Source organism: Myxococcus qinghaiensis (assembly GCF_024198215.1).
Taxonomy (GTDB): Bacteria; Myxococcota; Myxococcia; order Myxococcales; family Myxococcaceae; genus Myxococcus; species Myxococcus qinghaiensis.
The window spans coordinates 370,877-395,493 of sequence record NZ_JAKCFA010000008.1 but is presented as its reverse complement, the minus strand read 5'-3'; the positions used below and the strand labels follow the sequence as shown (position 1 = coordinate 395,493).

The window sequence follows — 24,617 nt, the reverse complement described above, 5'->3', positions numbered from 1 at the left end:
CACCAGAAGATGTAGTCCCGCGACGACTCCAGGTCAGTGCTGACGCAAAGCCCCACACCTGCCCGCAAGCCGTCCCGTCGTGCAGCCAACGCTCCGGACCGACTCCGGGGCGGGGCCGCGCCCGGCGCGTCACGAACCGATGACCCCCGGGCCTGTGAGAACCCATCGGCGAGCACCCCGGGTTTGCGCTAAGGGAGGAAGCCATGAGCGCCGCCGAAGCCACCCTCTCGCGCAGCAGGAAGCCCGTGGAGTACGAAGTCACCGTCGCCCACGTGCGGATGGACACGCACGATACGGCGACGCTCTTCCTCGACTTCGGGGAGACCCGGCCGGACTACAAGGCCGGCCAGTTCATCAACATCGACCCGCACCAGTTCCACGCGCTCGGGCGCCTGTCCGCCTACCTGCAGGAACAAAAAGGGCGAAAGGAGCCCCAGCGCTCGTACTCGCTGGCCTCCGCGCCCCATGAGCCCCACGTGGCCATCACCGTGAAGGACGAGGAGTTCATCCCCGGCCTCACCCGCTACCCGCCGCTGTTGTCCCCGTTCCTCGTCCACGGCCGGCTCACCGGCGCGCGCCTCAAGGTGCTGGGCTTCATGGGGCCCTACGTGCTGCCCGACGACGTGGACCAGCGCACGGACCACGTCGTCCACCTGGTGGCCGGCTCCGGCGCGGTGCCCAACTTCGGCATCCTCAAGGACGCGCTCCACCGGAACCTCAAGGTGCGCCACACCCTGCTCATGTCCAACAAGACATGGAGCGACGTGCTCTACCGGGACGAGCTGGAGGCGCTGGAGCGCCAGCATCCGGACCGCGTCAGGCTGGTGCACACGCTCACCCGCGAGCTGGACGAGTCACGCTTCGGCGCCAGCGTCCGCAAGGGCCGCGTCCACCAGTCACTGCTGGAGGAGCTCATCCCGGACCGGGCCACGTGCCTCGTCTACGCGTGCGGCCCGGCGATTACGCCGTGGGACCGCCGCAAGGCGCTGGAGACGCGCACCCCTGCCACGCCGCGCTTCATGGAGACGGTGCTCGGCCACCTGCACGCGCTCGGCATCGACGACAAGCGCATCAGGCGGGAAACGTACGGGTAGGCTCCAGCGGGAGCACCACCTCGAAGCGAGCGCCCCGCTTCGGCAGGCCGCTCGCGCGCACCTGCCCGCCGTGCGCGAGCACCACGCGCTTGACGATGGCGAGCCCCAGGCCTCGCCCGTTGGCGCGCGTGAGGAAGAAGGGCTCGAAGATGCGGCGCGGGTCCACGTCGGGGATGCCCGGGCCCTCGTCCTCCACCACCAGCCGCACGCCCTCCGCCACGGGCTCCACGTTCAGCCGCACGCGCCCACCTGGCGGTGAGGCCTGCACCGCGTTGCGCACCAGGTGCGTCGCCGCGAGCTGGAGCAGCGTCTCATCGCCCATGATTTCGGGGGTGTTGGGCGCCTCGTCCACGGTGAAGCGCAGCGTGGGTGCGTCCGGAGGACCATGGAGCTGGCCGAGCGCGCGGCGCACCAGCTCACCCAGGTGCACGGGGCGCGGGCGCGGCTCCAGCGGGCGCACCACGTCCAGCAAGTCCCGGACGATGTCCTCCAGCCGGATGGCCTCTTCCTCCAGCATGCCCACCGCGGCCTGGCCCGTGGGGCCCAGGTGCGCCTCGCGACGCAGCACCGCCACCGCGTTGAGGATGGCGCCGAGCGGGTTGCGCACCTCGTGCGCCACCACGCCCGCGGCCTCGCCGAGCACCGTCAGCCGCTCCTGCGCCACCAGCTCCTCCTGGAGCCGCGTCACCTCGCCCAGTCGCTCCGCCGCCATGTGGTGGTGACGCACGTTCTCCAGCGCGGCCCCGAGCAGCTGCGCGAACAGCTCCAGCGTGCCCGCGGAGGCGGGCGTGAGGTCCAGCCCCTGCGCGGTGAGGATGCCGAAGGGCCTTCCCTCCACGAAGATGGGCGCGTCCAGGGCGCGGATGCCGGGGGGATAGGCGCGCTGGATGTCCTCGAAGACCTCGCTCGTGTGGACGCGGTGGGCCGCGCCGAGCGCGTCCTGGTGGAAGGCCGCCTTGCGCCGCTCGAGCACCTCCGCCAGATGCGGCAGCGTGCTCAGGGGAAGGCGGACTTCGGAGAGAGGCATGCCGTACGTGCGCTCGGCCAGCGCGACGATGGCGGGCTGCTGCCGCATGGGCCCGTGCCGGAACGTGTTCCCCTCGACGAGGAGGATGGCGGAGTAGAAGCCCTGGCGGTGGACGGCCTCGATGGCTGTCTCCAGGACCTCGTGCTCATCGCGCGCGCGCAGCATGTCCGTGGCGGCGGCGGCCAGCGCCTCGGTGAGCCGGCGCGTGGTGTCCACCCCCGCCGCGTCGTGCATCAGCACCACCGTCTCGTCCGGCACGGCGCCCGGCGAATACGTCACCGTCACCGTGTGCTCCCGCCCGTCCGCGCCCCGGATGTGCATCCACAGCGGACGCTCCGGACGGTTTCCGTCTCGGGTGACTGCCTCGTGCAGCGCCTCCACCCAGCCTGTCTCGACGGGCACGACGCGGGCGATGAGCGCCGAGACGGGCGTGGCCTTCAGCTCGTCGAGCGGAATCCCCATCAAGGCCACCATGGCCGCGTTGGCGGTCACCACCTCATCTCCCCGGACGACCGACGCGGGAGTGGGCAGCCCTTCGAGCAACCAGTAGGCAGGCGGAGCGGCGGAGGCGTCGGCGGGCACGGAAGTCATCCTGGCTGACGGCGAGAGGGCGCCGGGAGGGGGATGCAATCGATTTCGCGGTGTCCCGTAGGAAAGGGCGAGGGGACACAGCGAAGGATGGACACCATGAACTTCATGAATGTGATGGGCCGCGATGACCTGGAGCTCAAGGCGGTGATGGCGGTGATGGCGGCGTTCGTGATGACCGGGGCCGTGTTCTTCGGCCAGCTGATGTAGCAAGCCGCCCCGAGCGGACGCTCCCGCTCAGGGCTTCTTCGGGGGCTTGCGGCTCACGAACTGCTGGATGAAGTCCCGCTCCTCCTTGCGGAGACTGCTGAGCCGCAACCCATAGCCTCGCGGATTCTTGCCGTCCTCCAGCGAGTTCTCCCAGATGACGGAGCTTCGCAGCGTCATCACGCGCGAGGGGTCATCGAACCGCAGCGTCAGCTCCACCAGGGTGCCCAGTCGCAGCGGCTTGTCCGTGGCGATGAAGAGGCCGCCGGAGGAGAGGTTGATGATGCGGTGGTCCGTGAAGATGCCGGTGTTCTGCATCGACACCTTCACGTCCGCGTGGATGCGATCATCCGCGCGGCGCTCCAGTCCCACGAACTCCGCGCTGGAATAGGTGGGCGCGGCCACGGCCTTGCGCACCGGAGGCGCGGGCGGCGGAGGCGCGGGCGGGGGCAGCGTGTGCGTGCGCTGCACGGGCGGCGGGCGCGGCGCGGCGGGCGCGGTCGTCGCGTGCATCACCGGCGGTGGCGGTCGGGCCGGCATCGCGGGCTGCGGCGGAGGCGCGACGACCATGGGCTGCGGCGCGGGCGCGACGGCGGCCACGGGCTGCTGCACGGGCGCGACGGCGGGAACCCGCGCGGCCACGGGCGGCACCACCGAGGCCACGGACGGCGGAGGCGGGGGCGGCAGCGGCCCGTCCATGTCCAGCCGGGGAGGCAGCGGCCGGGCCTGCTGGTAGGCACCCTGCGAGAAGAGCACCTCCACCTCGCGCATGCAGCGCGACAGGAAGTCGAAAATCTCCGCCGACACCGTGCGCAGCTCCGGGTGCGTCTCCGGCGACAGGTGCTCGGGCGAGAAGCGCTTGGCCATGCGGAAGAAGGCCAGCCGCACCTCATCCAGGCTCGCGGTCGGCTTGGCGCCGAAGACCTCGTGAGGCGGCAGGTTCTGCAGGCCCCGGAGCTGGGTGCGCAGGCGCTCGGCCTGCTGTTGCTCCACGCCGGGCGCGGGACGCGGGGGAACGAAGAGGTCGCGCAGCTCCGGCAGCTCCTGGACGGCCACCCACTGGGTGCCGTCCCGAGAAGCGCGCACGGCGGCCTTGAGCCGCCCGGAGGAGATGAGCTCGCGAAGGGCCTGGAGGGCGAGCGGGCCGAGTACGCGGCCCAGGTTGTCCGCTACCCAGTAACCGACAGCAGGAGACGACACGCAGACACCTCTGAAGTCAGTGAGCGAGCGCCTGGCGCACGGCCGAGGCGATTTCCAGCGGATGGAAGGGCTTTCCCACGAAGCCCACCGCGCCCGCGGCCATGGCCTGCTCCACGACGGGCTCGGCATCCATGCTGCTGATGACGAGCACGCGCGTGCCGGGCGACACCTGCTTGATGGCTCCCAGCACCTCCAGCCCGCTCTTCTTCGGCATGAACAGGTCCAGGAACATCACCGCGGGCTGCTCGCGCGCTGCCACCGCGAGACCTTCCTCTCCGTCCGCGGCCTCGAGCAACCGCAGCTCGATGCCCGTGTCGGCGATGACGTCCTTGAGGATGCGGCGCACGAAGCTGTCGTCGTCGACGAGCAGCAGTGTCGGGGTGTCGGACATGGCACCGCATGATACTTGGACCGCGCAACATCCGCGCGAGGACCTGGAGCGCCTGCCTGCCTTTTTAGGTTAAGGGGTGAGCATGCCCATCGCCCAGGCTCTCTCTCACTTCGAGTCCCAGAAGAACGCCTACCTCGAGGACCTCATGGCCCTCGTGCGCATACCCAGCGTCTCGTTTCCCGGCTTTGACGCCGCCCGGGTGCGTCAGAGCGCGGAGGCGACTTCTCGACTCTTGAAAGACCGTGGGTTTGAAAACATCCAGCTACTCGAAATCGATGACGCGCACCCCTATGTCTACGGCGAGGTCCTGAAGTCGCCGGGCGCGCCGACGTTGCTGTTGTACGCGCATCACGACGTTCAGCCCGCGGGCGACGAGTCGCTGTGGAAGAGCCCGCCGTTCGAGCCGCAGATGCGCGACGGCCGGCTGTACGGACGCGGCACCGCGGACGACAAGGCGGGCATCGTCGTCCACACGTCGGCGGTGGACGCGTGGCTGAAGGGCACGGGCCGGTTGCCGCTCAACGTGAAGGTCATCATCGAGGGCGAGGAGGAGATTGGCAGCGGGCACCTGTCCGCGTTCCTGCAGAAGCACTCGGCGCTGTTGAAGGCGGACGCCATCGTCCTGACGGACACGGCGAACTTCGACACGGGGCTGCCGTCCATCACCACCGCGCTGCGGGGGCTCGTCACGGTGGACGTGGAGGTGCGCGCGCTGAAGCAGGCGGTGCACTCCGGCATGTGGGGCGGGCCGGTGCCGGACCCGGTGATGGGGCTGTGCCGGATGCTGGCCACGCTGACGAACGCGGACGGCTCCATCGCGATTGAAGGGCTCCAGGAGCGGGTGAAGCCGCTCACGCCGGGCGAGCGCGAGAGCATCCAGTCCTTGCCGGGGAACGAGGCGTACTTCCGAGAGCAGGTGGGGCTGTTGCCGGGCGTGCAGGTGCTGGGGGGACGTCACCCGTGGGAGATGAACTGGCGGCAGCCCAGCATCGCCATCAACGCCATCCAGGCGAGCACGCGCAAGGACGCGCGCAACATCATCTGCGACGCGGCGTGGGCGCGCGTGGGCATCCGCATCGTCCCGGACCTGGAGGCGCAGGACGTGGAGCGGCGGTTGAGGGAGCACTTGAGCAAGGTGTGCCCGTGGGGGCTGGAGGTGAGCTTCCACACGGAGGGCGCGTCGGGCTGGTGGTACACGGACCCGTCGCATCCGGCGTTCCAGGCGGCCTTCCGCGCGCTGGAGAAGGGGTATGGGACGAAGGCGGTGGCCATCGGCTGTGGCGCGTCGATTCCCTTCGTGGAGCCCTTCGCGAAGGAGCTGGGCGGCGTGCCCGCGCTGCTCATCGGCGTGGAGGACCCGTACACCTATGCCCACTCGGAGAACGAGAGCCTGCACGTGGGGGACTGGGAGAAGTCCATCCGCAGCGCCATCCATCTCTACGAGGAGCTGGCGAGCGCGCTCACGGCGCGCTGAGTCGCGAGTCCCCGGATTCGACCCGGTGGTTTTTTTGGGACGCTGGGGCTGTGCTTACCTCTGAAGGCGAAAGCTCTGGGAGGGGAGGCGCGCGATGTTCAAGGGAGTGGATACAGGGGTGGTGGCCACGAGTCTGGTCACCATCGCGTTCGTGGTGCTGATGCCGGTGGCCGTGGTGCTGTGGGCCCGGCGTCGCCTGGGGGTGCCCTGGAAGGTGGTGGGGTGGGGCGCGCTGGCGTTCGCGGTGTCCCAGCTCCTCACCCGGTTGCCCCTGACGCAGGCGCTCCAGTACGCGCTGCGGGACGAGCTCAAGAGCTCCGAGCTTCTTCGCAACGTCATGCTGGTGGTGCTGTGTCTCTCCGCGGGGCTCTTCGAGGAGACGGCGCGGCTGTGGGTGTTCGGGCGTCCGTTGAAGGCCTGGCGGCGCTGGCGCGACGCGGTGGGGTTTGGCGTGGGGCACGGCGGGCTGGAGTCCGTGCTGCTGGTGGGCGGCATGGCGGCGCTGGGGCTCGTCAACATGGTGGCGCTGGCGAACCTGGACCCATCGACGCTGCCGCTCACGCCGGAGCAGGTGGCGGAGGTGGTGAAGGCGAAGACGACCTTCGCGGCGCTGCGCTGGTGGGAGCCGCTGCTGGTCGCATACGAGCGGGTGGGGGCGATGGTGATGCACGTCGCCTTCTCGGTGCTGGTGCTGCAGCGCTACGTGCTCGGAAGCATCCGCTGGTACTGGCTGGCGGTGGGATTCCATGCCCTCGCCAACCTCGTGGCGGTGGTGGTGGGGCAGGCGTGGGGAAACCTGGCCGCGGAGGGTGTGGTGACGGTGACCGCGCTCGTGGGGCTCGCCATCATCCTTCACTTCCGCAGGGACGACGCGGCGCGGGAGGCGGGTGGGGCTTTGCCTCCGGCGATTGCCGCATCCAGTCCGTGAGGATGGAGTGCCAGCGCTCGGGTGTCCTCCGCGACGAGGCGCCCGAGTGCTGTGAGGTCACTTCGTGCTCTGGATGATGTGCGGGGTGGCTGTTCCTTGCACCGCGGATGACAGGAAGTGCCATCCACCGGAGGGTCTGGGTCAGATACAGTCCGGGTCGATATAGGGACAAATCAGCCCTGAACAGCAGCCATCGTTATCGCACTCGCATGAAGAGGGAGCGGCTGCGACCGTTGCCTCCGCCTTGCACTCTTCCTGCGTGGACGTCGAGGCGCACGCAGACAGCAGGCTCGCGGCCATGGCGAGCATCATGGTTGCCATTCTCATGGTGGTTTCCTTGGGATGTGTGCGGTTTTGGTTTTGGAAAGGGATTCCCATCCTCTTCCACTGGAAACGAGCTGGGGACCTTGCCGTCCCCAGCTCGTCGCTTCAGGCGCCCCTCAGGGCTTCGGCGCTCAGCAGCTCGGGCTACAAATCCGCCAGCAGCGGAGATCATCCTCTTCACAGCCTGAGCAGCACGGAGCGGCGACCGTCTCCTCGCTTCCGAACGTCGCGGAACCCACGGCCACAGCAGCTCCCAGCACGAATCCGATGAGCCCCAGCTTCAAGGTCTTCTTCATCTGGCCTCCTGTGTTGTGCGATTGTCCGACATGGGGCGGTCCGAAGCCCGTCCCGTCCGAGAGTGTAGAGAGTCCGAGAGGCCCTTGAAAGGGTAGATTCAGACGAATGAGCAATCATTGCCAGGGCACGCCTTTCCACACACACAAAAGGCGGAAGATTCCATGGAGGATGGTCATGGGGGTGGGCGCCCTGGTGCTGCTGGCGGTGCTCCTGCGCGGCTTCGTCGTGCACCCAAGGCTCATCGTCTCGGGCTCGATGGAGCCGACGCTGGCAGTGGGGGACCGGTTGGTGGTGGATACCCTGTCCTACCGCGTCCATCCGCCCCGGGCCGGGGACGTCGTCGTCTTCGAGCCGCCTCCCGAGCTGGTGCGCTCCGGTGACCTGCGCGAGTACACCGCCATCAAGCGGGTGATCGCCCTGCCTGGCCAGGAAGTGTGGGTGGGCGACGGGCAGGTGTTCGTGGATGGGAGGCCGCTCCAGGAGGACTACGTCGCGGCGGAGCCCACCTACCAGTGGGGCCCCGCTCGCGTGCCCGAGGACAGGCTCTTCGTCCTGGGTGACAACCGGAACGCCAGCAGCGACTCACATGTCTGGGGGCTCCTGCCGCGGCGCTCCGTCATCGGTCGGGCCTGGTTGCGCTTCTGGCCGCCGGAGCGCGCGGGAGCACTGTGATGGGAGCCGGGCTTGCCCAGGTGGTGGGGCGTCGACGCCTCAGCCAGACTTGACCCGATTGCGCCCGTGTCTGCCTTTGCCGCAGGCCGCTTGGGAGGCGTCAGCAGGCGCGGGCCTACTGGTAGAGGGGGGACCTTCCAGTTGCCTTGCCAGGAACGCCTGTCAGTCATCACCTGCCCCCAGGAGTGGAGTGCAAGGGGGCCGTGCTCAAGGGCACCGTGCTCCCGCTTCGTGGACTGTGGCCTGGTCAGGCTTCGTCATCAGGCAGGAGCGTGCGGAGCAGTTCGTCGTCGGGACCGAGCGGGCGCCAGCCGGGCGGCGGCGGCGTGGCAAGGAGCGCATCGCTGGCTTGGTCTACGCGCTCCTGATGGGTTTCCGGCGTGTAGCCGCTCCATCGCCCGAGCGCTATGGCAATGTCCATACGGGTTTCGTCATCCATCGCGGCCGGCCAGCCGTCGGGGAAGTCGTCGGACAGCTCGCGCACGAGCACATCACGCACAAGACGCGTGACCCGCCTGCTCTGCTCTGCCTCAGCGAGCAACCCGCTGAACACCTGCACTGCAGCGACATCGTCTGCACCAAGCTCGTCGGCCAGTACATGCAGCGGGACGGCAGGGTGCGTCTCAGCAAAGGCGGTGAGCGAGTCGTACCCACGCTCGCGGACCCTCTCATACAGGCGGGCTCTCACGTCTCCCTCCCAAGGATGGCGGGCGGTCATTGGCCCCTCCAGGAAGTGAAGTTCATTGGGAGCTTATAGTCCTTCATGTGCTTGGCGACGAGCTTCAGGATTGCATCCCTCGTCAACTTCCGGCCGGCTCGTGCCTCGGCTTTGAGCAACTCGCGCATAAGCAGTTGGTTCCATTCGCCGGGCCACGCGCGCCCCAGGCGCCAGTCCCCGCCGCCGTGAACGGCCTCGTGGTGCGACTTCTCCATCCGGACGCAGAACTGGTCGATGTCCATGGCGCCGGTGAAGCCGCGCTGCTCGAACCATTTACGATGCTCGCGTGGCAGGACATGGTGCTTCGGCGCCTCGGACATGCCCGCCCCGGCTTTGCCTGTCTCGTGCATGCCACGAACCTCGGGGCTGTCACCCAGGGCCTCGCGTACGCCCTTGGGCAAGTCCCGGTGCGACTGCGCCATCAGCACCTGTCCGGCGTGGATGCGGACAGCCGCGCTTGCGACCGGCATGGAGATGACTCCTGCCTGTACGAGTCTTCGCATCATCTCCACCCACTCCGCGGAGACGACCAGATGCGAACCCGCCATCACTCCACCCGGACTCACCACGAGTCGCGCACCCAACAGGACAGGTCCAGCGGGTGGCAGCCGGGGTAGTGACACGCGTAGCGTCGAAACCAGGCCCACCATCTCGATGAACTGCGCCGCTGCGATGACTTGCCCTGTACGCTCCATTGCCATGCGCGCACCCTCGCGAATGGTGTGGAACTCCTGGGTCAGTTGACCCATCAGCTCGGGCATCGCGGCCGCCGTGGCCTCCACGCGTCCTGGCTCCAGGGAGGAGAGCGCCGTCATCGCCGGCTCCAGCCGCTTCTGTACGCGCTCCATGTCAACGAGCAACTGCTCCACGCTGTAGTAAGGGCACTGCTGGAGCACGGTGTCGGCAAGCTGGAGGAAGTCGAACCAGGACGCCAGCAACATGACGCCCGCCATGGCCGCCTGGAGGCGAGGCCCCGTCATCCTGAGAACGCCCACCGCCATGTCCGGGTCGTCCACCGAGTCGGCGACCTCCACGAGCATGGCTGCTCCTCGGAGTGAGCCACCAAGCCAGAGCACCTGGTTGACGCCGAAGTCGAAGTAGCGCGCGAAGAGGTCGCCGTGCGCATGTATTGCTCGCGCGTGCGCGGCGAGCTTGGGAATGTCACGGGCGAGCCCAGCGATGGAGCCCTTCACGTCGTCCGTCGCCTCCGTGACGGCCTGGCGAGTCTCCGCGGCTCGTTGCTGTCCGTCCGCGATGGCCTCCGCATCATTCTCGCGATGACGCTGGAGTCGCTCCGGTGTGTCGGACTGATGCGGACTGACGTCATCCGCCAGGCCGTCCCGTGAGGACTCCAGCAACGAGGCGCCTCGCTGCGACTGGCGCAGGGTCCTTCCCGTGCTGGACGCGGGCGACTGGGTGGCACAGCCTGTCACCAACAGCACGAGACTCAACAACACGATGTTCGCACGCAGGGCCCACCCCCAGCTCCGCCCGGAGGCGGCTGGCGGAGTCCTCCTTCCACAGCAGGAGAGGGCGGTTTCAAACACCGAAGGCGTCCACGAGGAAATGCCTGCGGGTCGTGGACCCTTGCCTCCAGCCTCGGCTACTTCTTGACGCCAAGCTGCGCGAGCGCGGCCTTCACCCAGTCCTTGATGGACATGGTGTCGAACGGAATCGCCTCGCGGCCCGGGTACTTCTTCTCGAAGTACGTCACCGCCGCCACGCCCATGGCGAACGCGGTGCCTCCGCTGGCGGCGCCCTTGAGCAGCCATCCCGCGACGGGAATCCATCCCACCGTCTCTCCGACGATGCTGCTGGCCGCCTTGCGCGCCACGATGCCCGCGCCCAGCGTGGGTACCAGACCGAGCGCCTCACCGAGGCTGAGCTTCTCTCCGTAGATGCCAGCCACGTGGTAGATCATGTACGCCTCGATGGCGGACGTGAGCGCCGTGTGCGCACCCGGCACCGGGATGGGAATCGCGGCGGCACCCGCGGCGCGCAGGGCGCTCTCCTCGACCCAGCTTCGCGCGGCCTTCTCTGCGGACATGGATGTTCTCCCAGGCAGTCGTTCGCACCCACCTTAAGGACTCCGGCCTCGCTCCGAAAGAGGAGCGACACGGCCAGTCACTTGTGGCTGATTTACATCAGCGCTTATATATCTCCCATGCACCGGGGCCTTGGAACGCAGCTGCGGCACCTGATTGAGCTTCTGGATGGAGCGGTTGGCCGGGCCTACGAGGAAGAGGGCCTGGCCTACCGTCCACGCTACACGCCGCTGGTGCGAGCGCTGATGCAGCGGGAGCCGATGACCATCGGCCAGCTCGCGGAGGCGGCCGGTCTCACCCAGCCCGCGACGACGCAGACGCTGGCGTTGATGCTCAAGGAGGGGCTGGTGCTCTCGGAGCCAGGACCCGTGGATGGGCGCCAGCGCTGGATTCGTCTCAGTGCCACGGGACGCGCGCTGCTCCCTCGCCTTCAATCGTGCTGGAGGGCCACCGCGAGCGCCGCCGCCAGTCTGGATGCCGAGCTTCCCGTGCCGCTGTCAGAGGTGCTCGACCTCGCCATCGAGGCGCTCGAAGAGAAGTCGTTCGATGAGCGCATCGCCGCGGCGCGCGGGCGGCAATCAAAGCGCCGTGGCGCGTAGGAATGACATCTCCCATGAAAACCATCTTCATCGACAGTGAGCGGCGTCTGCGCAACGGCTGGAAGGCCCTGGGCTCCATCGCGTTGAGCGTGGTCCTGGTGGTGGGACTCATCTTCCTCCAGCGCCACCTGCCCCAGGTGTGGCGGCAAGCCCTGCCGGAGCCGCTCTGTGCCTTCATCGGAGTCCTCATCTCGAGCTGGCTGTGCCTTCGCCTCGAAGGCGAGCGCTTGTCCTCCCTGGGTGTCCACTCGGCGCGGCGCACGGGCCGTGACTTCGGATTCGGGCTCGTGTGCGGCGTGGTGCTGGTGGGCGCGGTGGCAGTCGTCCCCTTCGCACTGGGCGGCTTCCATCTGGTGCGAGCCGAGCATAACGGCGCGGGTGTGCTCCTCAAGACCGCCTGGCTCATGCTGGGGGTGGCCGTGTTCGAGGAGACGCTGTTCCACGGCTACGCCTTCCAGCGCGCCATCCGGGGCATGGGGCCTGTGTGGACGCAGCTCGTGTTCGCGGTCGTCTTCTGTCTGGCCCATTCCTACCCCGACATGGCTGGAGGGGCGCTCGTGGTGGCGATGACCAACACCTTCCTGGCGGGTCTGCTGTTGGGGCTCTGCTACCTGCGCACGGGAGGACTCGCGCTTCCCGTGGGCGTGCACCTGGGCTGGAACGGGATGCTGGCCATGCTGGGCTTCGGCGTGAGCGGCGCGGAGTCGAAGGGCGCGTGGACGCCTGTCTTCCACGACCTGCCTCAATGGCTCACCGGAGGCAGCTATGGCCTGGAGGCCTCCGTCTTCAGCATCGTCGTGCTGGCCCTGTTCACCCTGGTCCTGGCGCGCTGGAAGGGCTCGCGTCAGAGCGAAGTTCCCACCTCACTGCCGGCCGAGGTGGGCCAGGGGGCCTGAGGTTCGAGCCCCGGCGCTCAGCGTGGACGGAACCGGTCCGTGGCCTCCACCAGCGCGGACGTGGTGCCCGGCTCGTTCGCCGAGTGCCCCGCATCCGGAACGATGACCAACTCCGCCTCCGGCCACGCTTGATGTAGCGCCCACGCGCTCTCCGGTGGGCACACCACGTCGTAGCGACCCTGGACGATGACCGCGGGGAGATGACGGATGCGCGGCACGTCGTCGAGCAACTGCGTGTCCGAGCGCAGGAACCCACGGTTCATGAAGTAGTGACACTCGATGCGCGCGAAGGCGAGGGCGAAGCCGTCCGCGCTGTTTCGCGCCACCAGCTCCGGGTTGGGATGCAGGTAGCTGGTCCGCGCCTCCCATACGCTCCAGGCCCGCGCGGCCTCGTGTCGCGTCGACGCGTCCGCGCTCGTCAGGCGCCGGTGGTACGCGCCCAGCAAGTCATGTCGTTCCGCAGGAGGAATGGGCGCCAGATAGTGCTCCCACGCGTCGGGGAAGAGGGCGCTCGCGCCGCGCTGGTAGAACCAGTCCAGCTCCTGCTTGCGCAAGAGGAAGATGCCCCGCAGCACCAGCTCCGTGACGCGCTCCGGATGCGTCTGCGCATAGGCCAGCGACAGCGTGCTGCCCCAGGAGCCGCCGAAGAGCTGCCAGCGCTCGATGCCCAGGTGCTCGCGCAGACGCTCCATGTCCGCGACCAGGTCCCAGGTGGTGTTCTCCTCCAGGCTCGCGTGTGGCGTGCTCCGGCCACAGCCCCGCTGGTCGAAGAGGATGATGCGGTAGGCCGCCGGGTCGAAGAACCGCCGCTGCTTGGCGTCCGTGCCTCCTCCGGGCCCGCCGTGGACGAAGACCACGGGCTTGCCCTTCGGATTGCCGCACTCCTCGAAGTACAGCTCGTGGAGCATGGAGACCCTCAACCGGCCCATTCGGTAGGGTTCCAGTGGGGGATACAGCGTCCGCGACGGCGAGGACGGAACGGACATGCGCCTTCCAGGACAGCGAGAGAGCTGCTCACGCTAGCAGACCGGTTCCTCCTCGCTGGCCCGCACGCGCATCGCCGTCCAGAGGTGTTCGCGTGTCCTCTTGCCTGGAGTGGGGACTGTCGGGCAGGGCACATGCCGCACGGCCCCGTGGGCCTGAGCGCGATGTGACGGCGATGTTGCCCGGGCTCAACGTGGAGGTTGCAGGAGGGGTGGATGCTGCTTCGCGTCTCCCCACACCCCGGAGCGTTCCATGAACCTCGCTTCCCTGATGAACTCCCCTCGGAAGAACGAAGAGAAGGCCGCACCCCGTCGTCTCGCGCTGGTCCGCATCCAGGCCACCGTCCTGGCTCAGGGCGCGATGAGCGCGGCGAAGGACAGCGTGAAGTCCTTCCGCCACATGCGCGACGTGCTCACCGGAGCCTACTCGCAAGCCCGCGCCTGAGCGCGTGAGGCACCGCGCGGCTCACGATTCGCGCGAGGTGTCGAAGTCCGCTGCTGACCGCGTGCGACTCGCGGTTCGTGCGCAGTATCGAAGTCTGCTGCTGACCTCGTGCGGCTCGCGGTTCGTGCGCGGCAGCGAGAGGCACCGCGCATGGCGCGCGGCTCATGGTTCGTGCTTGGCATCGAAGGCATCCGCGCACCGCGCGCGACTCACGATTCGCGCGCGGAGGCCGCGGGCGAGTCCGCGCAAGTCACACCACCTCGCGCATCTCAGGGGGAGCGAGGTGGCCCCAGGTCGCGGGCCTCAGTGGAGCCCGCGAACCGCACATTCACGTGGAGGCACCATGCCGCCGGCCGTGTCGGAGCCGGCGACTCCTCCGCGTCAGGAGGGCGCGCCCGGGCTCGGGCTGGTTCCCGGGTTCGTGGGCGCGTCCTCCTTCGGAGGCGGCGGTGGCACGCCCTTGCCCGCGGGCGCCACCATCCGCACCTCGGAGACATCGCTCAGCGCCAGGCCGTCGCCCTTGGGCTCCGTCTCCGTCACCGCGATGACGTCACCCCGGTGCAACTGGAGGAACCGCTCGTTCTTCTCATTGCGGTGACGCTCCTGCATCGCCAGGCCCACGCGGCCCTCCGGCCCGCAGCCGATGTAGCGGTGCCGCCCCTTGCCCTCCAGCGGCTCGGAGACGATGCGGAACAGCCGACCCGGCGGAGGCTCCGGCCACTCCTCGCCCTTGGGCGCCAGCACCAGGTAGCTCATCTTCAGCGCTTCCTTGTGCAGGCTCGCCGCCCGCGCCAGCTCCTCCACCACGCGAGGCATGGGCCAGGGCCGCTCCGCGTGGCACCAGTCTGTCTCCTTCACCAGCGCCGGACACGCACCCCGGTACATGCACGGCGCGCGCACCGCGTAGCCTCGCGCCACCATCGCGTCGCGCACGTGCAAGAGGCCCCGGCTCGTCTCCCGCAGCGCGGGCTCCATCACCAGCAGGCTGCCGCCGCGCTTCACCTTCGCCAGGGCCGCCTCGAGCAGCGCCGCCCGAGGCGTCGTCGCGCTGTCCCCCGTGCCGTACAGCTCGTTGATGACGTGACCCATCGTAATCAGGTCGTACTGCCCCTCCGGCAGCACCGCGGCCTTCTTCGTCGGGTCCCACTCCCGGGTGGCCAGCGCCTCGCCGGCCTCCGTCGCCAGCGCGCGCGCCAGGTTGAGCGCCGCCTTGCTGCGGTCCGCCGCCGTCACTTCCTTCCCGCCCGCGTCCAGCGCCGCGAAGGCCACCGGACCCGGGCCGCTGCCCAAATCCAGCACCTGCCGGGGCCGGTTCGGCAGCTCCCCGAGCACCTGCCGGGCCTGCGCGTAGGAGACCGGCCAGTAGAAGAGCAGGTAGGCGCCCAACAGCTTCGGGTCGTCCATGTAACGCGCCCCGGCGAGCTGACGCTCCCGCGTCAAACCCATCGAGAGCTGGCGCACGCCGGCGCCCACTTCCTTCACTTCCTGGGGCGTCAGTCGCCCCTCCGGCCCGTCACCCTTGCCGCGTGACGCGCGCCACACGGCGATGAGCCGCGGCATCCACCGCTCCAGGTCCTTGCTGTATCCGTTGCTCATCCCGCCAAGCCTTCGACCGAGGGGCCGCTCCCGGAAGCCGCCCATGTCAACCCGTTGTCACCCCGCCACTTGCTCAACTCCACGGTCGCCTCCCGGGGACGTCCGCGTTAAACCCTTGTCGCACATGATCTCCGTCCACGGGCTGCGCAAGCACTACAAAGTCCACAAGCGCCCGCCGGGCCTCAAGGCAGCCCTCCGCTCGCTCTTCCATCGCACCTACACCTCCGTGAAGGCGGTGGACGGCATCTCCTTCGACATCCGTCCGGGAGAGCGCGTGGGCTTCCTGGGCCCCAATGGCGCCGGCAAGACGACGACGCTCAAGGTCCTCTCCGGCCTCCTGCACCCCTCCGAGGGCGAGGTCCGCGTGGACGGGCACGTGCCTCGCCTGCGCGAGGAGGCGTTCCTCAAGAAAATCATGCTCGTCATGGGGCAGAAGCAGCAGCTCCTGTGGGACTTGCCTCCGGCGGAGACCTTCGAGCTCAACCGCGCCATCTACGACGTGCCCACGCTCCAATACAAGCAGACGTTGGACGAGCTGGTGGGGCTCTTGGAGATTGGCGACCTCATCGGCAAGCCGACGCGCCAGCTCTCCCTGGGCGAGCGGATGAAGTGCGAGCTGGCCGCGGCCCTCATCCACCGGCCCCGCGTGCTCTTCCTGGACGAGCCCACCATCGGCCTGGACGTGTCCATGCAGGCCACCATGCGCACGTTCATCAAGGACTACAACGAGAAGTACGGCGCCACGCTCATCCTCACCAGCCACTACATGGACGACGTGGCGGCCCTCTGCCCGCGCGTCATCGTCATCGACAAGGGCCTGCTCTCCTACGACGGCAGCCTGGAGGCGCTGGTGCAGCGCGTGCGCCCGGAGAAGCGCGTGGTGCTGCGGCTGTCGGAAGTGGTGGACGCCTCGCGCCTGGAGTCCCTGGGCAAGCTGGTGACACACGAGGCGGGCACCGCGGTGCTCCAGGTGAAGCAGGACGCGGTCAACGCCACCATCTCCCGCGCGCTGTCCGGGCTGCCGGTGACGGACCTGACGGTGGAGAACGCGCCCCTGGAAGAGGTCATGAGCGAGCTCTTCGCCGAGAACAAGGCCCGCAGGCTCCAGGCCGCGGAGTCGGTGCCGGCATGAATGCCCGAGGTCTGCTGCGGGCCCTGCCCACCATGCTGCGCGTGAGCTTCGCGGAGTCGGTGGCCTACCGGGCGGAGATGTTCGTCTGGGTGCTGTCCACCACCATGCCGCTGGTCAACATGGTGCTGTGGATGGCGGTGGCCAAGAGCGCCCCGGTGGGCAACTTCGGCCAGGCGGACTTCGTGGGCTACTTCCTGGCCACCTTCGCGGTGCGCCAGCTCACCAGCGCGTGGGCCGCGTGGCTCATCAACTGGGAGGTGAAGCAGGGCACGCTGGCGATGCGCCTCCTTCGCCCCATCTCTCCCTTGTGGGGCTACGCGTCCGACAACGTGGCGGGCTTCCCCATGCGCGTCGTGGTGGCCCTGCCCGTGGTGCTGCTGAGCATCGCGCTGGTGGGCGCGGACAAGGCGGTGCCCCAGCACGCGTGGCAGTGGGGGCTGTTCCTCGTCGCTGTCCTGGGCGGTTGGGCCATCACCTTCCTGGCCAACGTGGCCATCGGCGCGCTGAGCCTCTTCCTCGACAGCAGCCAGAAGATGATGGAGGTGTGGATGGTCCTCTTCTTCGTCTGCTCCGGCTACATGTACCCGGTGGAGTTCCTCCCGGAGGGCCTGCGCACCGTCATCGACTGGCTGCCCTTCCGCTACCAGATGGGGCTGCCGGTGGAGTTGATGACGAACGCGCATGACCTGCCCACCGCGCTGGGCCTGGTGGCGCGGCAGTGGGCGTGGGTATTGGGGATGGGCGCGCTCGCGGTGGGGCTCTGGAAGCAGGGTGTGAAGCGCTTCGCGGCGTTCGGAGGGTAGGGGCATGGTGCGGCGATATCTGCGACTGCTGACAGTGCAGCTCAAGGCGTCCGGGCTCCAGGCGCTCCAGTACCGGGCGGACTTCTTCACCGACGGGTTCACGTCCCTGTGCTGGGTCTTCACCGCGCTGGCGCCGCTGTTCGTCGTCTACAGCAGCCGGCCGGAAGTCGAGGGCTGGAGCTTTGGCGAGGCGCTGCTCGTCGTGGGCTGGTTCACCCTGCTGCAAGGCATCCTCGAGGGCGCCATCAACCCCAGCCTCACCGGCGTGGTGGAGCACATCCGCAAGGGCACGCTGGACTTCGTGCTGCTCAAGCCCGCGGACGCGCAGTTCCTCGTGTCCACGCAGCGCTTCCTGCCGTGGCGCGCGTTCAACGTGCTCACCGGCCTGGGCCTCTTCATCTACGCCTTCCTGCTCCTGGGGCGCGGGCCCTCGCCACTGGGGCTCCTGACGTCGCTCTTGCTCCTGGGCACCAGCACGGTGCTCCTGTACTCGCTGTGGATATTGACGGTGAGCGCCGCGTTCTTCGTCGTCCGGGTGGACAACCTCACGTACCTCTTCACGTCCATCTTCGACTTCGCGCGGTGGCCCTCGTCCGTGTTCAAGGGCGTGGCGAAGGGGGCGCTGACGCTCGTCTTCACGTACGTGATTCCCCTGGCCTTGATGACCACCTTCCCCGCGGAGGCCATGCTGGGCCGGCTGCCGGCGCTGTCGCTGGTGGGCGCGGTGGTGGGCTCCGCCGCCTTCGCGTGGGTGGCGCGGCGCGTCTGGATTCGCTCCATCGGCCACTACACCTCGGCCAGCAGCTAATCCCTCTCACGTCACCCGAGCCTCCCGGCCTGTCGAGCGCTTGCTGACTCGGTGGTGGGGTGTATCAACCCCACCTGTTTCAGCCGGTGTCGACGTAATTTTTCAGGTGCCGAATTGGCCTCCTTCCTCGGGGCTGGGGTAAGGGCCGCTGCGTGCGGCTCGTCAGGCGCACACCCCCCGAAGGGAAAGGACCCCCACCCATGAATCGATGTATCGGGCTCGGCCGCCTGGCCGCGCTTGTGACGGCGCTCGTCCTGGCGGGATGCTCACACGAGGAATTTGCAGAACCGTCAAACGCGGAAAGCACTGCGGGCTTGGATTCGGCGAGCCAGGGCTGGACGCCCACGCCGAGCATGTCGCTCCAGCGGATGGACCACACCGCGACGCTGCTGCGCACCGGCAATGTGCTGGTGGTGGGCGGCCAGTCCTCGGCGAACGCGGAGTTGTATGACTCGAAGGGCGTGCGCTGGTTGTCCGGCGGCACGCTGGGGGCCGCGCGGCGCAGGCACACCGCGACGCTCCTCAACAACGGCAAGGTGCTGGTCGCGGGCGGCGACTCCGGTGCGTCGGCCACGGGCACCGCGGAGCTGTATGACCCCACCACGGGGGGCTGGGCGGCGACGGGGAGCCTCGACACGCTGCGCTCCGGGCACACGGCGACGTTGCTGTCGAACGGGAAGGTGCTGGTGGTGGGCGGAGAGAATGGCGCGGGCACGGGGTTGTCCACCGCGCGGCTCTATGACCCGGCGACGGGGACGTGGGCCTCCACGGGCGGGCTGCGCAGGCCGCGCGTCGGGCACACGGCGACGCTGCTGGGCAACGGGAGGGTGATGGTCACCGGAGGCCGCGTCGGGCCCCGGGGTGAGTTCGTCAGGGACGTGGAGCTGTATGAGCCGAGCACCGGCCTGTGGACCCAGGTGGCGAACCTGTCCACCGCGCGCGCGGGGCACAGCGCGACGCGGCTGTTGTCCGGCAAGGTGTTGGTGGCGGGCGGCTTCCTCGACGAGTTCACCGCCTCGCGGACCTCGGAGCTGTACGACCCCAGCGCTGGCACCTGGGCCCCGGTGGCCTGGCAGCTGCCGGGCGAGCGGGCGCAGCACACGGCGACGCTGCTGCACTCGGGCGAGGTGCTCGTCACGGGCGGCACGGATGGCAACAGCCCGTATCTGCAGACCGCGACCATCTTCGACCCGACGCTCGCGCGCTGGAGCGCGACGCCGCCGATGAGCGCGAGCCGGCTGGGACACACGGCCACGCTGCTCCTCCAGGGCGAGGTGTTCGTCACGGGAGGCAGCGCGGAGGGCACGCAGGGGGCCTCGTCGGCCGAGCGGTTCTCGGTGCCCACGCCGCCCTGGCGCCCCACGGCCACGATGTCGGCGGCGCGGTATCACCACTCGGTGACGCTGCTCGACTCCGGCAAGGTGCTGGTGGCGGGCGGGACGGGGACCGGGAGCAGCGGCCTGTCGGGCGCGGAGCTGTATGACGAGCACCTGGTGACGTGGACGCAGACGGGGAGCCTCGTCACGCCGCGCTTCCTGCATGGGGCGGCGGAGCTGCCGTCGGGCAACGTGCTGGTGGCGGGCGGGCAGGGCAGCTCGTCGGTCTACCTGTCGTCCGCGGAGGTGTATGACCTGGCCACCGGGCAGTGGAGCAGCACCGGGGCGATGGCGGGGAACCGCTCGCGGCACACCACCACGTTGCTGGAGTCCGGGCAGGTGCTGGTGACGGGCGGACGGATGTCCTCCAGCTTCAGCAGCATCCTCGCCACGGCGGAGCTGTATGACCCGCCCTCTGGGACATGGCGCGCCACGGGCTCGATGAGCGTGCGCCGCGTCAACCACACCGCGACGATGTTGCTGTCCGGGAAGGTGCTGGTGGTGGGGGGCACGACGCCGTCGGGAGACACGGCGACCGCCGAGCTCTACGACATGCACACGGGCCAGTGGACGCAGACGGGCTCCATGGCGGGCACGCGCTACGGGCACATCGCGGTGGCGCTGCCGGGCGGCAAGGTGCTGGTGGCGGGTGGCTGGGGGCTGGGCGGCGCGCTGGCCACGGCCGAGATTTATGACCCGGCCCAGGGTGGCTGGACGACGGTGGCGCCGATGACGAGCAGTCGCTACGGGGCGCTGGCCTCCGTGTTGTCCTCGGGCCGCGTGCTGGTGCTGGGCGGGGACGCCGGGGCCGCCACGGGCCTCTTGTCGACGACGGAGGTGTTCGACCCGGCGCTCGGCCAGTGGACGTCCGCGGGCACCATGTCCAACGCGCTGTCGAGCGCCACGGTGACCCGGCTGGCCATCTCGGGACGGGTGCTCGTCGCGGGAGGCCTGGGGACCAGCGGCGCGCTGTCCTCCGCGGAGCTGTACACACCCGCGCCCTGACGTCAGGGCTCTTTCCGCCCGCGTCCCGAGGTGGACGCGGGCGGGATGGGTGGGCCGCCCATGTCAGTGGTGAGAGGCGGATGCGACGCGTCGCTGCCAGTACGTGGGATGGCGACGCTCATGGGCAATGGCCAGGATGAACACCTGCCCATCGAGGACCATGTACGGCAGGACGAATGGGAATCGCTCCATGCGGAAGCGATGAATGTCGGGGGTTCTCGTGCGTGCGTCAGGCCAGAGCGGAAACCCGAGAGGGTTCTCGGAAATGGCTCCCAGGCTTCGTTGGAGTTCCGTCAGGAACTCGCCGCCGAGGCCCGCGCGCTTGTCTTCGTACCAGTCCACGGTGGTTCGCACCTCGTGGACGGCTTCTGGATGGAGCTGGGTTCGCGGCATCAGCGTCGCTGCTTCAGGCGAGCGGCGACCTGGCGCTCCACGTCCTCCCAGGGGACTGTCTCGACGCGGCCTTCGCGGATGTCCGTGGCGCGACGCTCCAGCTCTTGCGACCACTCTGAACCGGAGTCCTCCTGCGCTGGCTCCTCATCGAGACTGAGCAGTAGCTTGTGCGCGACTTCGGCGCGCTCCTCGGGTGGGAGGCTCAAGACGCTGGTGAGCAACTCGTCCTTGGTGGCCATGCAGTGAATCCTACTCGCCGTCGCCGCCGTTGGCAGCAGGGACTGTCGTCAGCCCGACTTCCCGGACTCACGCCCCAGGCTGAGGCGCCTCCGTCTCTTCGGACTCCACGCCGTAATACGCCAGGCACTCCGTCTCGCGGCCTCTCACGACACGCCGGCCGTCCAGCGGCCCACCGTGCGCGGTGACGATGGTGCACTGTCCCTCGTCGCCCTCCTGGTCGAAGTACAGCACCACCCAGTCGTGCGTCGCCTTCTGCTGATGTGCCAGCGCCGTGTTGGAGAACAGCGCCCGCACATTCCACCCGTCCAGCGTGCGCCGCATCACCGGCAGCCACGCCTCACCCGAGGGATTGAATCGCCGGGGCGCGATGGTCCGCAGCTCTCCCGCGTCCGCCTTCCGGCGGTACTCCTCGTCCACCTGCAACAATACCCCCACCTCCGGCCGAGGCCCCTCGTCCTGACTCGCGCTCTTGCGCGCCGCGCCTCTGCGATTCCGCCCCAGCCGCGCCTCGAGCAAGTCCTTCACCTGCTGCCCGCGTCGCGGCCCGAAGCCCTCCACCGCCTCGAGCCTGCCGTCGTGCGCCGCCTGCTCCAGCTCCTCCAACGAGCGCACCCCCAGCTCCTCGTGAATCCGCCGCGCCAGCTCCGGTCCGATGCCCGGCACACTGGCGAGCAACTGCTCGGGCGAGGACTCATCCTCCAGGCGCTGCAACAACCCGAGCTGCCCCGTGCGCACCAGCTCCGCAATCGCCGCGGCGATGCTCTTGCCCACCCCCGGCAGCTCCCTCAGCCCCGCCTCGCCCTTTGACGCCAGGAGCTCCGCCACGGACTCCGGCCACCCGCCAATCGTCCCCGCCGCCTTGCGGTAGGCCGAAATCCGGAAGGGCATCGAGTCCTGCTCCTCCAGCAGGTCCGCCACCCGCTCCAAGGCATCCGCGATGCCGATGTTGTCCTTCCATTCGACGCCCATGGCTCCTTCCAACTTGGAGCGTCGGGCCCATGGCGACCACCCCGGCATCCCCCACCGGGCGGGCAGGGGAGCGCCCGTCCTTCAGGGCGCCTTGCCAAGCGCGTCCGCGACGATGGCGTCCGCCTCGATTTCCACCAGCATCTCCGGGGAGATGAGCTTGCTCACCTCCACCATCGACGTCACCGGACGGATGCTGGCGAAGAACTCCCCGTGCGCCCGGCCCACCTCCTCCCAGCGGGAGATGTCCGTGACGTACATCCGCGTGCGCACCACGTCCTTCAGCCCCGCTCCCACCGCCTGGAGCGCGGACTCGATGTTGCGCAGCGCCTGGGTTGCCTGCAGGTAGGCATCCCCCGCCCCGACGACCTGACCCGAGGCGTCCGTGGCCGTGGTCCCAGAGACGGAGACGAAGGGCCCCACCCGCACCGCGCGCGAGTAGCCCACACGGGGCTCCCAGGGGGTACCCGTGGAGTGATGGGTCCGCTGCATGGCTGCCTCCCAAGGCGAGAAAGTGTGGGCGGACCCTCCCATGAGCCCCGGCCGGACCGCCAGGGGCTCCTTGCTGGCTGCAAGGAAACACGGCCCGTGGTAGTTGGCCCCGGGTCATGACGAACGAGCTCGACAGGGAGGTCGCCCGGCGGCGCACCTTCGCGATCATCTCCCACCCCGACGCGGGCAAGACGACGCTGACGGAGAAGCTGCTGCTGTACGGCGGCGCCATCCATCTGGCCGGCAGCGTCAAGGCCAAGCGCGCGCGGCGCCACGCCACCAGCGACTGGATGGAGCTGGAGAAGGAGCGCGGTATCTCCGTCACCTCGTCCGTCCTCCAGTTCGTGTACCGGGACCACGCCGTCAACCTGCTGGACACCCCGGGCCACCAGGACTTCTCCGAGGACACCTACCGCACCCTGGCCGCGGCCGACGCGGCGGTGATGCTCATCGACGCCGCCAAGGGCGTCGAGCCCCAGACGAAGAAGCTCTTCAAGGTGTGCCGCCTGCGCGGCATCCCCATCTTCACCTTCGTCAACAAGTTGGACCGCTACGGCCGCGAGCCGCTGGAGCTCATGAACGAGCTGGAGCAGGTGCTCGGCATCCGCTCCTACCCGATGAACTGGCCCATCGGCATGGGGCCGGAGTTCCGCGGCGTCTATGACCGGCAGGCCCGCGTCGTCCACGTCTTCTCCGCCGAGGGCTCCCACGGCGAGTCGGAGGTCGGCGAGCGCTCGGTCCCCATCGACTCGGAGGACATCAAGTCGGTGCTCACCGAGTCGGAGCTGGCCAAGCTCCACGAGGACATCGAGCTGCTCGACATCGGCGGTGACGAGTTCACCCGCGAGAAGAGCGACACGGGCCAGCTGACGCCCATGTTCTTCGGCAGCGCGATGACGAACTTCGGCGTGCGCCCGTTCCTCGACGCCTTCCTGGACCTGGCCCCCGCGCCCACCTCGCGTCAGACGACGCTGGGCCCGCGCGAGCCCAACAACCCCAAGTTCGCAGGCTTCGTGTTCAAGATTCAGGCGAACATGGACCCCGCGCACAGAGACCGCATCGCCTTCATGCGCGTGGTGAGCGGCCGGTACGTGAAGGGCATGAACGCGTTCCACTCGCGGCTGGGCAAGGAAGTGCGTCTGGCCAAGCCGAGCCAGTTCATGGCCGCCGAGCGCACCGCGATTGAAGACGCCTGGCCCGGCGACGTCATCGGCCTGTTCGACCCGGGGCAGTACCGCATCGGCGACACGCTCGCCGAGGGCACCGACGTGGAGTTCGAGGGCGTGCCGCGCTTCAGCCCCGAGCACTTCGCCGTGGTGCGCTCCAAGGACCCCCTGCGCCGCAAGCAGATGGAGAAGGGCCTGGAGCAGCTCTCGGAAGAGGGCACCGTGCAGATCTTCCAGCAGCTCAGCATGGGCATGAAGGACCCGATTGTCGGCGTGGTGGGCGCCCTCCAGTTCGAGGTCCTCCAGTACCGGCTCGAGCACGAGTACGGGGCGAAGATTGCCCTGGACCGGCTGCCCTTCAGCCACGCGCGCTGGGTGGTGGGGCCCAACTTCGACCCCAAGTCCTTCGACTGGGAAGGCAACCGTCAGACGGTGCAGGACCGCGACGGCCTGCCGCTGGTCCTCTTCCGCGACGACTGGGCCCTCCAGCACGCCGAAGACAAACACCCGGACCTGAAGTTCCTCAATGAAGCGCCCATGCTGCGCAAGCTGGCGCCCATCGCCACCGGCAGCTGAAGCGCGGCGACGAAGCGATTCTTGAGCTGTGACAAGACGCCGCCGGGCACACCCAGGGGAGGTCGGGCTTGACTCCTCTCAGCCCAGGCGGCGCACGCTCGAAGCGCTTTTGAAAATCACGGAATAAATCGGCAGCGCAGAAAACGACTGGGTCGCGTTGGAAGGACAACCCCTTT

The 24,617-nt window shown here is 68.9% G+C and carries 22 protein-coding genes and 1 pseudogene; 12 read left to right on the top strand and 11 right to left on the bottom strand.

What is annotated here, in order from left to right; all coding sequences use genetic code 11:
* Positions 1-203 precede the first annotated feature (203 nt).
* Positions 204-1,094, top strand: coding sequence for a ferredoxin reductase domain-containing protein (locus LZ199_RS17640; protein WP_253994870.1), 891 nt, complete (start codon positions 204-206; stop codon positions 1,092-1,094).
* On the opposite strand, the gene LZ199_RS17635 is transcribed toward LZ199_RS17640, so the two are convergent.
* From LZ199_RS17635 to LZ199_RS17625, 3 genes are all read right to left on the bottom strand, one after another.
* Positions 1,072-2,712 carry a sensor histidine kinase gene (locus LZ199_RS17635; RefSeq protein WP_253994869.1) on the bottom strand — a complete coding sequence of 547 codons (1,641 nt, stop codon included), beginning with the start codon at positions 2,710-2,712 and terminating at the stop codon, positions 1,072-1,074. The two genes, LZ199_RS17640 and LZ199_RS17635, sit on opposite strands and share 23 nt — an antisense overlap.
* 234 nt (positions 2,713-2,946) lie before the next feature.
* Positions 2,947-4,116 (bottom strand): TIGR02266 family protein, encoded by a 1,170-nt coding sequence (locus tag LZ199_RS17630; RefSeq protein ID WP_253994868.1) that lies wholly within the window; start codon positions 4,114-4,116, stop codon positions 2,947-2,949.
* A gap of 16 nt (positions 4,117-4,132) precedes the next feature.
* Positions 4,133-4,507, bottom strand: coding sequence for a response regulator (locus LZ199_RS17625; protein WP_253994867.1), 375 nt, complete (start codon positions 4,505-4,507; stop codon positions 4,133-4,135).
* An 82-nt stretch (positions 4,508-4,589) separates the two neighbouring features.
* Between LZ199_RS17625 and LZ199_RS17620 the strand changes: the two genes are divergently transcribed.
* From LZ199_RS17620 to lepB, 3 genes are all read left to right on the top strand, one after another.
* Positions 4,590-5,981, top strand: coding sequence for a M20/M25/M40 family metallo-hydrolase (locus LZ199_RS17620; RefSeq protein WP_253994866.1), 1,392 nt, complete (start codon positions 4,590-4,592; stop codon positions 5,979-5,981).
* Positions 5,982-6,075: 94 nt separating this feature from the next.
* Positions 6,076-6,909 (top strand): YhfC family intramembrane metalloprotease, encoded by an 834-nt coding sequence (locus LZ199_RS17615; RefSeq protein WP_253994865.1) that lies wholly within the window; start codon positions 6,076-6,078, stop codon positions 6,907-6,909.
* Between the two features lie 795 nt (positions 6,910-7,704).
* Positions 7,705-8,202, top strand: coding sequence for a signal peptidase I (lepB, locus tag LZ199_RS17610; protein ID WP_253994864.1), 498 nt, complete (start codon positions 7,705-7,707; stop codon positions 8,200-8,202).
* 247 nt (positions 8,203-8,449) lie between these two features.
* Here lepB and LZ199_RS17605 read toward each other — a convergent pair whose 3' ends face one another.
* The 3 genes from LZ199_RS17605 to LZ199_RS17595 all read right to left on the bottom strand — a co-directional run bounded on the left by LZ199_RS17605 (position 8,450) and on the right by LZ199_RS17595 (position 10,967).
* Complete coding sequence (locus LZ199_RS17605; protein WP_253994863.1) at positions 8,450-8,920, bottom strand: NUDIX hydrolase; 471 nt, start codon at positions 8,918-8,920, stop codon at positions 8,450-8,452.
* The gene (locus LZ199_RS17600) at positions 8,917-10,377 is read right to left on the bottom strand and encodes a DUF2380 domain-containing protein (protein WP_253994862.1); all 1,461 of its coding nucleotides are present in this window, start codon (positions 10,375-10,377) and stop codon (positions 8,917-8,919) included. Before LZ199_RS17600 ends, LZ199_RS17605 begins: the two co-directional genes overlap by 4 nt.
* Positions 10,378-10,523: 146 nt before the next feature.
* Positions 10,524-10,967, bottom strand: coding sequence for a DUF697 domain-containing protein (locus LZ199_RS17595; RefSeq protein WP_253994861.1), 444 nt, complete (start codon positions 10,965-10,967; stop codon positions 10,524-10,526).
* A 117-nt stretch (positions 10,968-11,084) separates the two neighbouring features.
* On the opposite strand from LZ199_RS17595, the gene LZ199_RS17590 reads away from it, so the two are divergent.
* Together LZ199_RS17590 and LZ199_RS17585 are read left to right on the top strand one after the other, a co-directional pair.
* Positions 11,085-11,564 carry a MarR family winged helix-turn-helix transcriptional regulator gene (locus tag LZ199_RS17590; protein ID WP_253994860.1) on the top strand — a complete coding sequence of 160 codons (480 nt, stop codon included), beginning with the start codon at positions 11,085-11,087 and terminating at the stop codon, positions 11,562-11,564.
* 14 nt (positions 11,565-11,578) lie between these two features.
* Positions 11,579-12,460: a CPBP family intramembrane glutamic endopeptidase gene (locus LZ199_RS17585; RefSeq protein ID WP_253994859.1), complete on the top strand. Its 882-nt coding sequence runs from the start codon at positions 11,579-11,581 to the stop codon at positions 12,458-12,460.
* Positions 12,461-12,477: 17 nt separating this feature from the next.
* Here the strand turns inward: LZ199_RS17585 and pip are convergent, their stop codons facing one another.
* Positions 12,478-13,446: a prolyl aminopeptidase gene (pip, locus tag LZ199_RS17580; RefSeq protein WP_253994858.1), complete on the bottom strand. Its 969-nt coding sequence runs from the start codon at positions 13,444-13,446 to the stop codon at positions 12,478-12,480.
* Positions 13,447-13,696: 250 nt separating this feature from the next.
* Here pip and LZ199_RS17575 point away from each other — a divergent pair, with 250 nt between their 5' ends.
* Complete coding sequence (locus LZ199_RS17575) at positions 13,697-13,888, top strand: hypothetical protein (RefSeq protein ID WP_253994857.1); 192 nt, start codon at positions 13,697-13,699, stop codon at positions 13,886-13,888.
* A 381-nt stretch (positions 13,889-14,269) separates the two neighbouring features.
* Here the strand turns inward: LZ199_RS17575 and LZ199_RS17570 are convergent, their stop codons facing one another.
* Positions 14,270-15,484, bottom strand: a complete 1,215-nt coding sequence (locus tag LZ199_RS17570) for a small ribosomal subunit Rsm22 family protein (protein WP_253994856.1) — start codon at positions 15,482-15,484, stop codon at positions 14,270-14,272.
* A gap of 232 nt (positions 15,485-15,716) precedes the next feature.
* Between LZ199_RS17570 and LZ199_RS17565 the strand changes: the two are divergent.
* From LZ199_RS17565 to LZ199_RS17550, 4 genes and pseudogenes are all read left to right on the top strand, one after another.
* Positions 15,717-16,616 (top strand): annotated as a pseudogene (locus LZ199_RS17565) (ABC transporter ATP-binding protein); the annotation flags it as partial.
* Positions 16,613-17,419 (top strand): ABC transporter permease, encoded by an 807-nt coding sequence (locus tag LZ199_RS17560; RefSeq protein WP_253994855.1) that lies wholly within the window; start codon positions 16,613-16,615, stop codon positions 17,417-17,419. The pseudogene LZ199_RS17565 and the gene LZ199_RS17560, both read left to right, overlap by 4 nt.
* A gap of 4 nt (positions 17,420-17,423) precedes the next feature.
* On the top strand, positions 17,424-18,227 hold the full coding sequence (locus tag LZ199_RS17555; RefSeq protein WP_253994854.1) for an ABC transporter permease: 804 nt from the start codon (positions 17,424-17,426) through the stop codon (positions 18,225-18,227).
* Between the two features lie 314 nt (positions 18,228-18,541).
* Positions 18,542-20,608, top strand: a complete 2,067-nt coding sequence (locus LZ199_RS17550; protein WP_253994853.1) for a kelch motif-containing protein — start codon at positions 18,542-18,544, stop codon at positions 20,606-20,608.
* A gap of 392 nt (positions 20,609-21,000) precedes the next feature.
* Here LZ199_RS17550 and LZ199_RS17545 read toward each other — a convergent pair whose 3' ends face one another.
* The 3 genes from LZ199_RS17545 to LZ199_RS17535 form a co-directional block, all read right to left on the bottom strand.
* The gene (locus tag LZ199_RS17545; RefSeq protein WP_253994852.1) at positions 21,001-21,240 is read right to left on the bottom strand and encodes an addiction module protein; all 240 of its coding nucleotides are present in this window, start codon (positions 21,238-21,240) and stop codon (positions 21,001-21,003) included.
* Positions 21,241-21,307: 67 nt separating this feature from the next.
* A complete protein-coding gene (locus LZ199_RS17540; RefSeq protein ID WP_253994851.1) occupies positions 21,308-22,210 on the bottom strand; it encodes a helix-hairpin-helix domain-containing protein in 903 nt (300 codons plus the stop codon).
* Positions 22,211-22,291: 81 nt separating this feature from the next.
* The gene (locus LZ199_RS17535) at positions 22,292-22,699 is read right to left on the bottom strand and encodes a RidA family protein (RefSeq protein WP_253994850.1); all 408 of its coding nucleotides are present in this window, start codon (positions 22,697-22,699) and stop codon (positions 22,292-22,294) included.
* Positions 22,700-22,815: 116 nt separating this feature from the next.
* Between LZ199_RS17535 and LZ199_RS17530 the strand changes: the two genes are divergently transcribed.
* Positions 22,816-24,441 (top strand): peptide chain release factor 3, encoded by a 1,626-nt coding sequence (locus LZ199_RS17530; protein ID WP_253994849.1) that lies wholly within the window; start codon positions 22,816-22,818, stop codon positions 24,439-24,441.
* The last annotated feature ends 176 nt before the right edge of the window (positions 24,442-24,617 follow it).

Bases quoted from the DNA above. Each gene is read 5' to 3' on its own strand.
- LZ199_RS17640 (WP_253994870.1), top strand. From the start codon at position 204: ATGAGCGCCGCCGAAGCCACCCTCTCGCGCAGCAGGAAGCCCGTGGAG.
- LZ199_RS17635 (WP_253994869.1), bottom strand. From the start codon at position 2,712: ATGACTTCCGTGCCCGCCGACGCCTCCGCCGCTCCGCCTGCCTACTGG.
- LZ199_RS17625 (WP_253994867.1), bottom strand. From the start codon at position 4,507: ATGTCCGACACCCCGACACTGCTGCTCGTCGACGACGACAGCTTCGTG.
- LZ199_RS17620 (WP_253994866.1), top strand. From the start codon at position 4,590: ATGCCCATCGCCCAGGCTCTCTCTCACTTCGAGTCCCAGAAGAACGCC.
- LZ199_RS17615 (WP_253994865.1), top strand. From the start codon at position 6,076: ATGTTCAAGGGAGTGGATACAGGGGTGGTGGCCACGAGTCTGGTCACC.
- lepB (WP_253994864.1), top strand. From the start codon at position 7,705: ATGGGGGTGGGCGCCCTGGTGCTGCTGGCGGTGCTCCTGCGCGGCTTC.
- LZ199_RS17605 (WP_253994863.1), bottom strand. From the start codon at position 8,920: ATGACCGCCCGCCATCCTTGGGAGGGAGACGTGAGAGCCCGCCTGTAT.
- LZ199_RS17595 (WP_253994861.1), bottom strand. From the start codon at position 10,967: ATGTCCGCAGAGAAGGCCGCGCGAAGCTGGGTCGAGGAGAGCGCCCTG.
- LZ199_RS17590 (WP_253994860.1), top strand. From the start codon at position 11,085: ATGCACCGGGGCCTTGGAACGCAGCTGCGGCACCTGATTGAGCTTCTG.
- LZ199_RS17585 (WP_253994859.1), top strand. From the start codon at position 11,579: ATGAAAACCATCTTCATCGACAGTGAGCGGCGTCTGCGCAACGGCTGG.
- pip (WP_253994858.1), bottom strand. From the start codon at position 13,446: ATGTCCGTTCCGTCCTCGCCGTCGCGGACGCTGTATCCCCCACTGGAA.
- LZ199_RS17575 (WP_253994857.1), top strand. From the start codon at position 13,697: ATGAACCTCGCTTCCCTGATGAACTCCCCTCGGAAGAACGAAGAGAAG.
- LZ199_RS17570 (WP_253994856.1), bottom strand. From the start codon at position 15,484: ATGAGCAACGGATACAGCAAGGACCTGGAGCGGTGGATGCCGCGGCTC.
- LZ199_RS17560 (WP_253994855.1), top strand. From the start codon at position 16,613: ATGAATGCCCGAGGTCTGCTGCGGGCCCTGCCCACCATGCTGCGCGTG.
- LZ199_RS17555 (WP_253994854.1), top strand. From the start codon at position 17,424: ATGGTGCGGCGATATCTGCGACTGCTGACAGTGCAGCTCAAGGCGTCC.
- LZ199_RS17545 (WP_253994852.1), bottom strand. From the start codon at position 21,240: ATGGCCACCAAGGACGAGTTGCTCACCAGCGTCTTGAGCCTCCCACCC.
- LZ199_RS17540 (WP_253994851.1), bottom strand. From the start codon at position 22,210: ATGGGCGTCGAATGGAAGGACAACATCGGCATCGCGGATGCCTTGGAG.
- LZ199_RS17535 (WP_253994850.1), bottom strand. From the start codon at position 22,699: ATGCAGCGGACCCATCACTCCACGGGTACCCCCTGGGAGCCCCGTGTG.
- LZ199_RS17530 (WP_253994849.1), top strand. From the start codon at position 22,816: ATGACGAACGAGCTCGACAGGGAGGTCGCCCGGCGGCGCACCTTCGCG.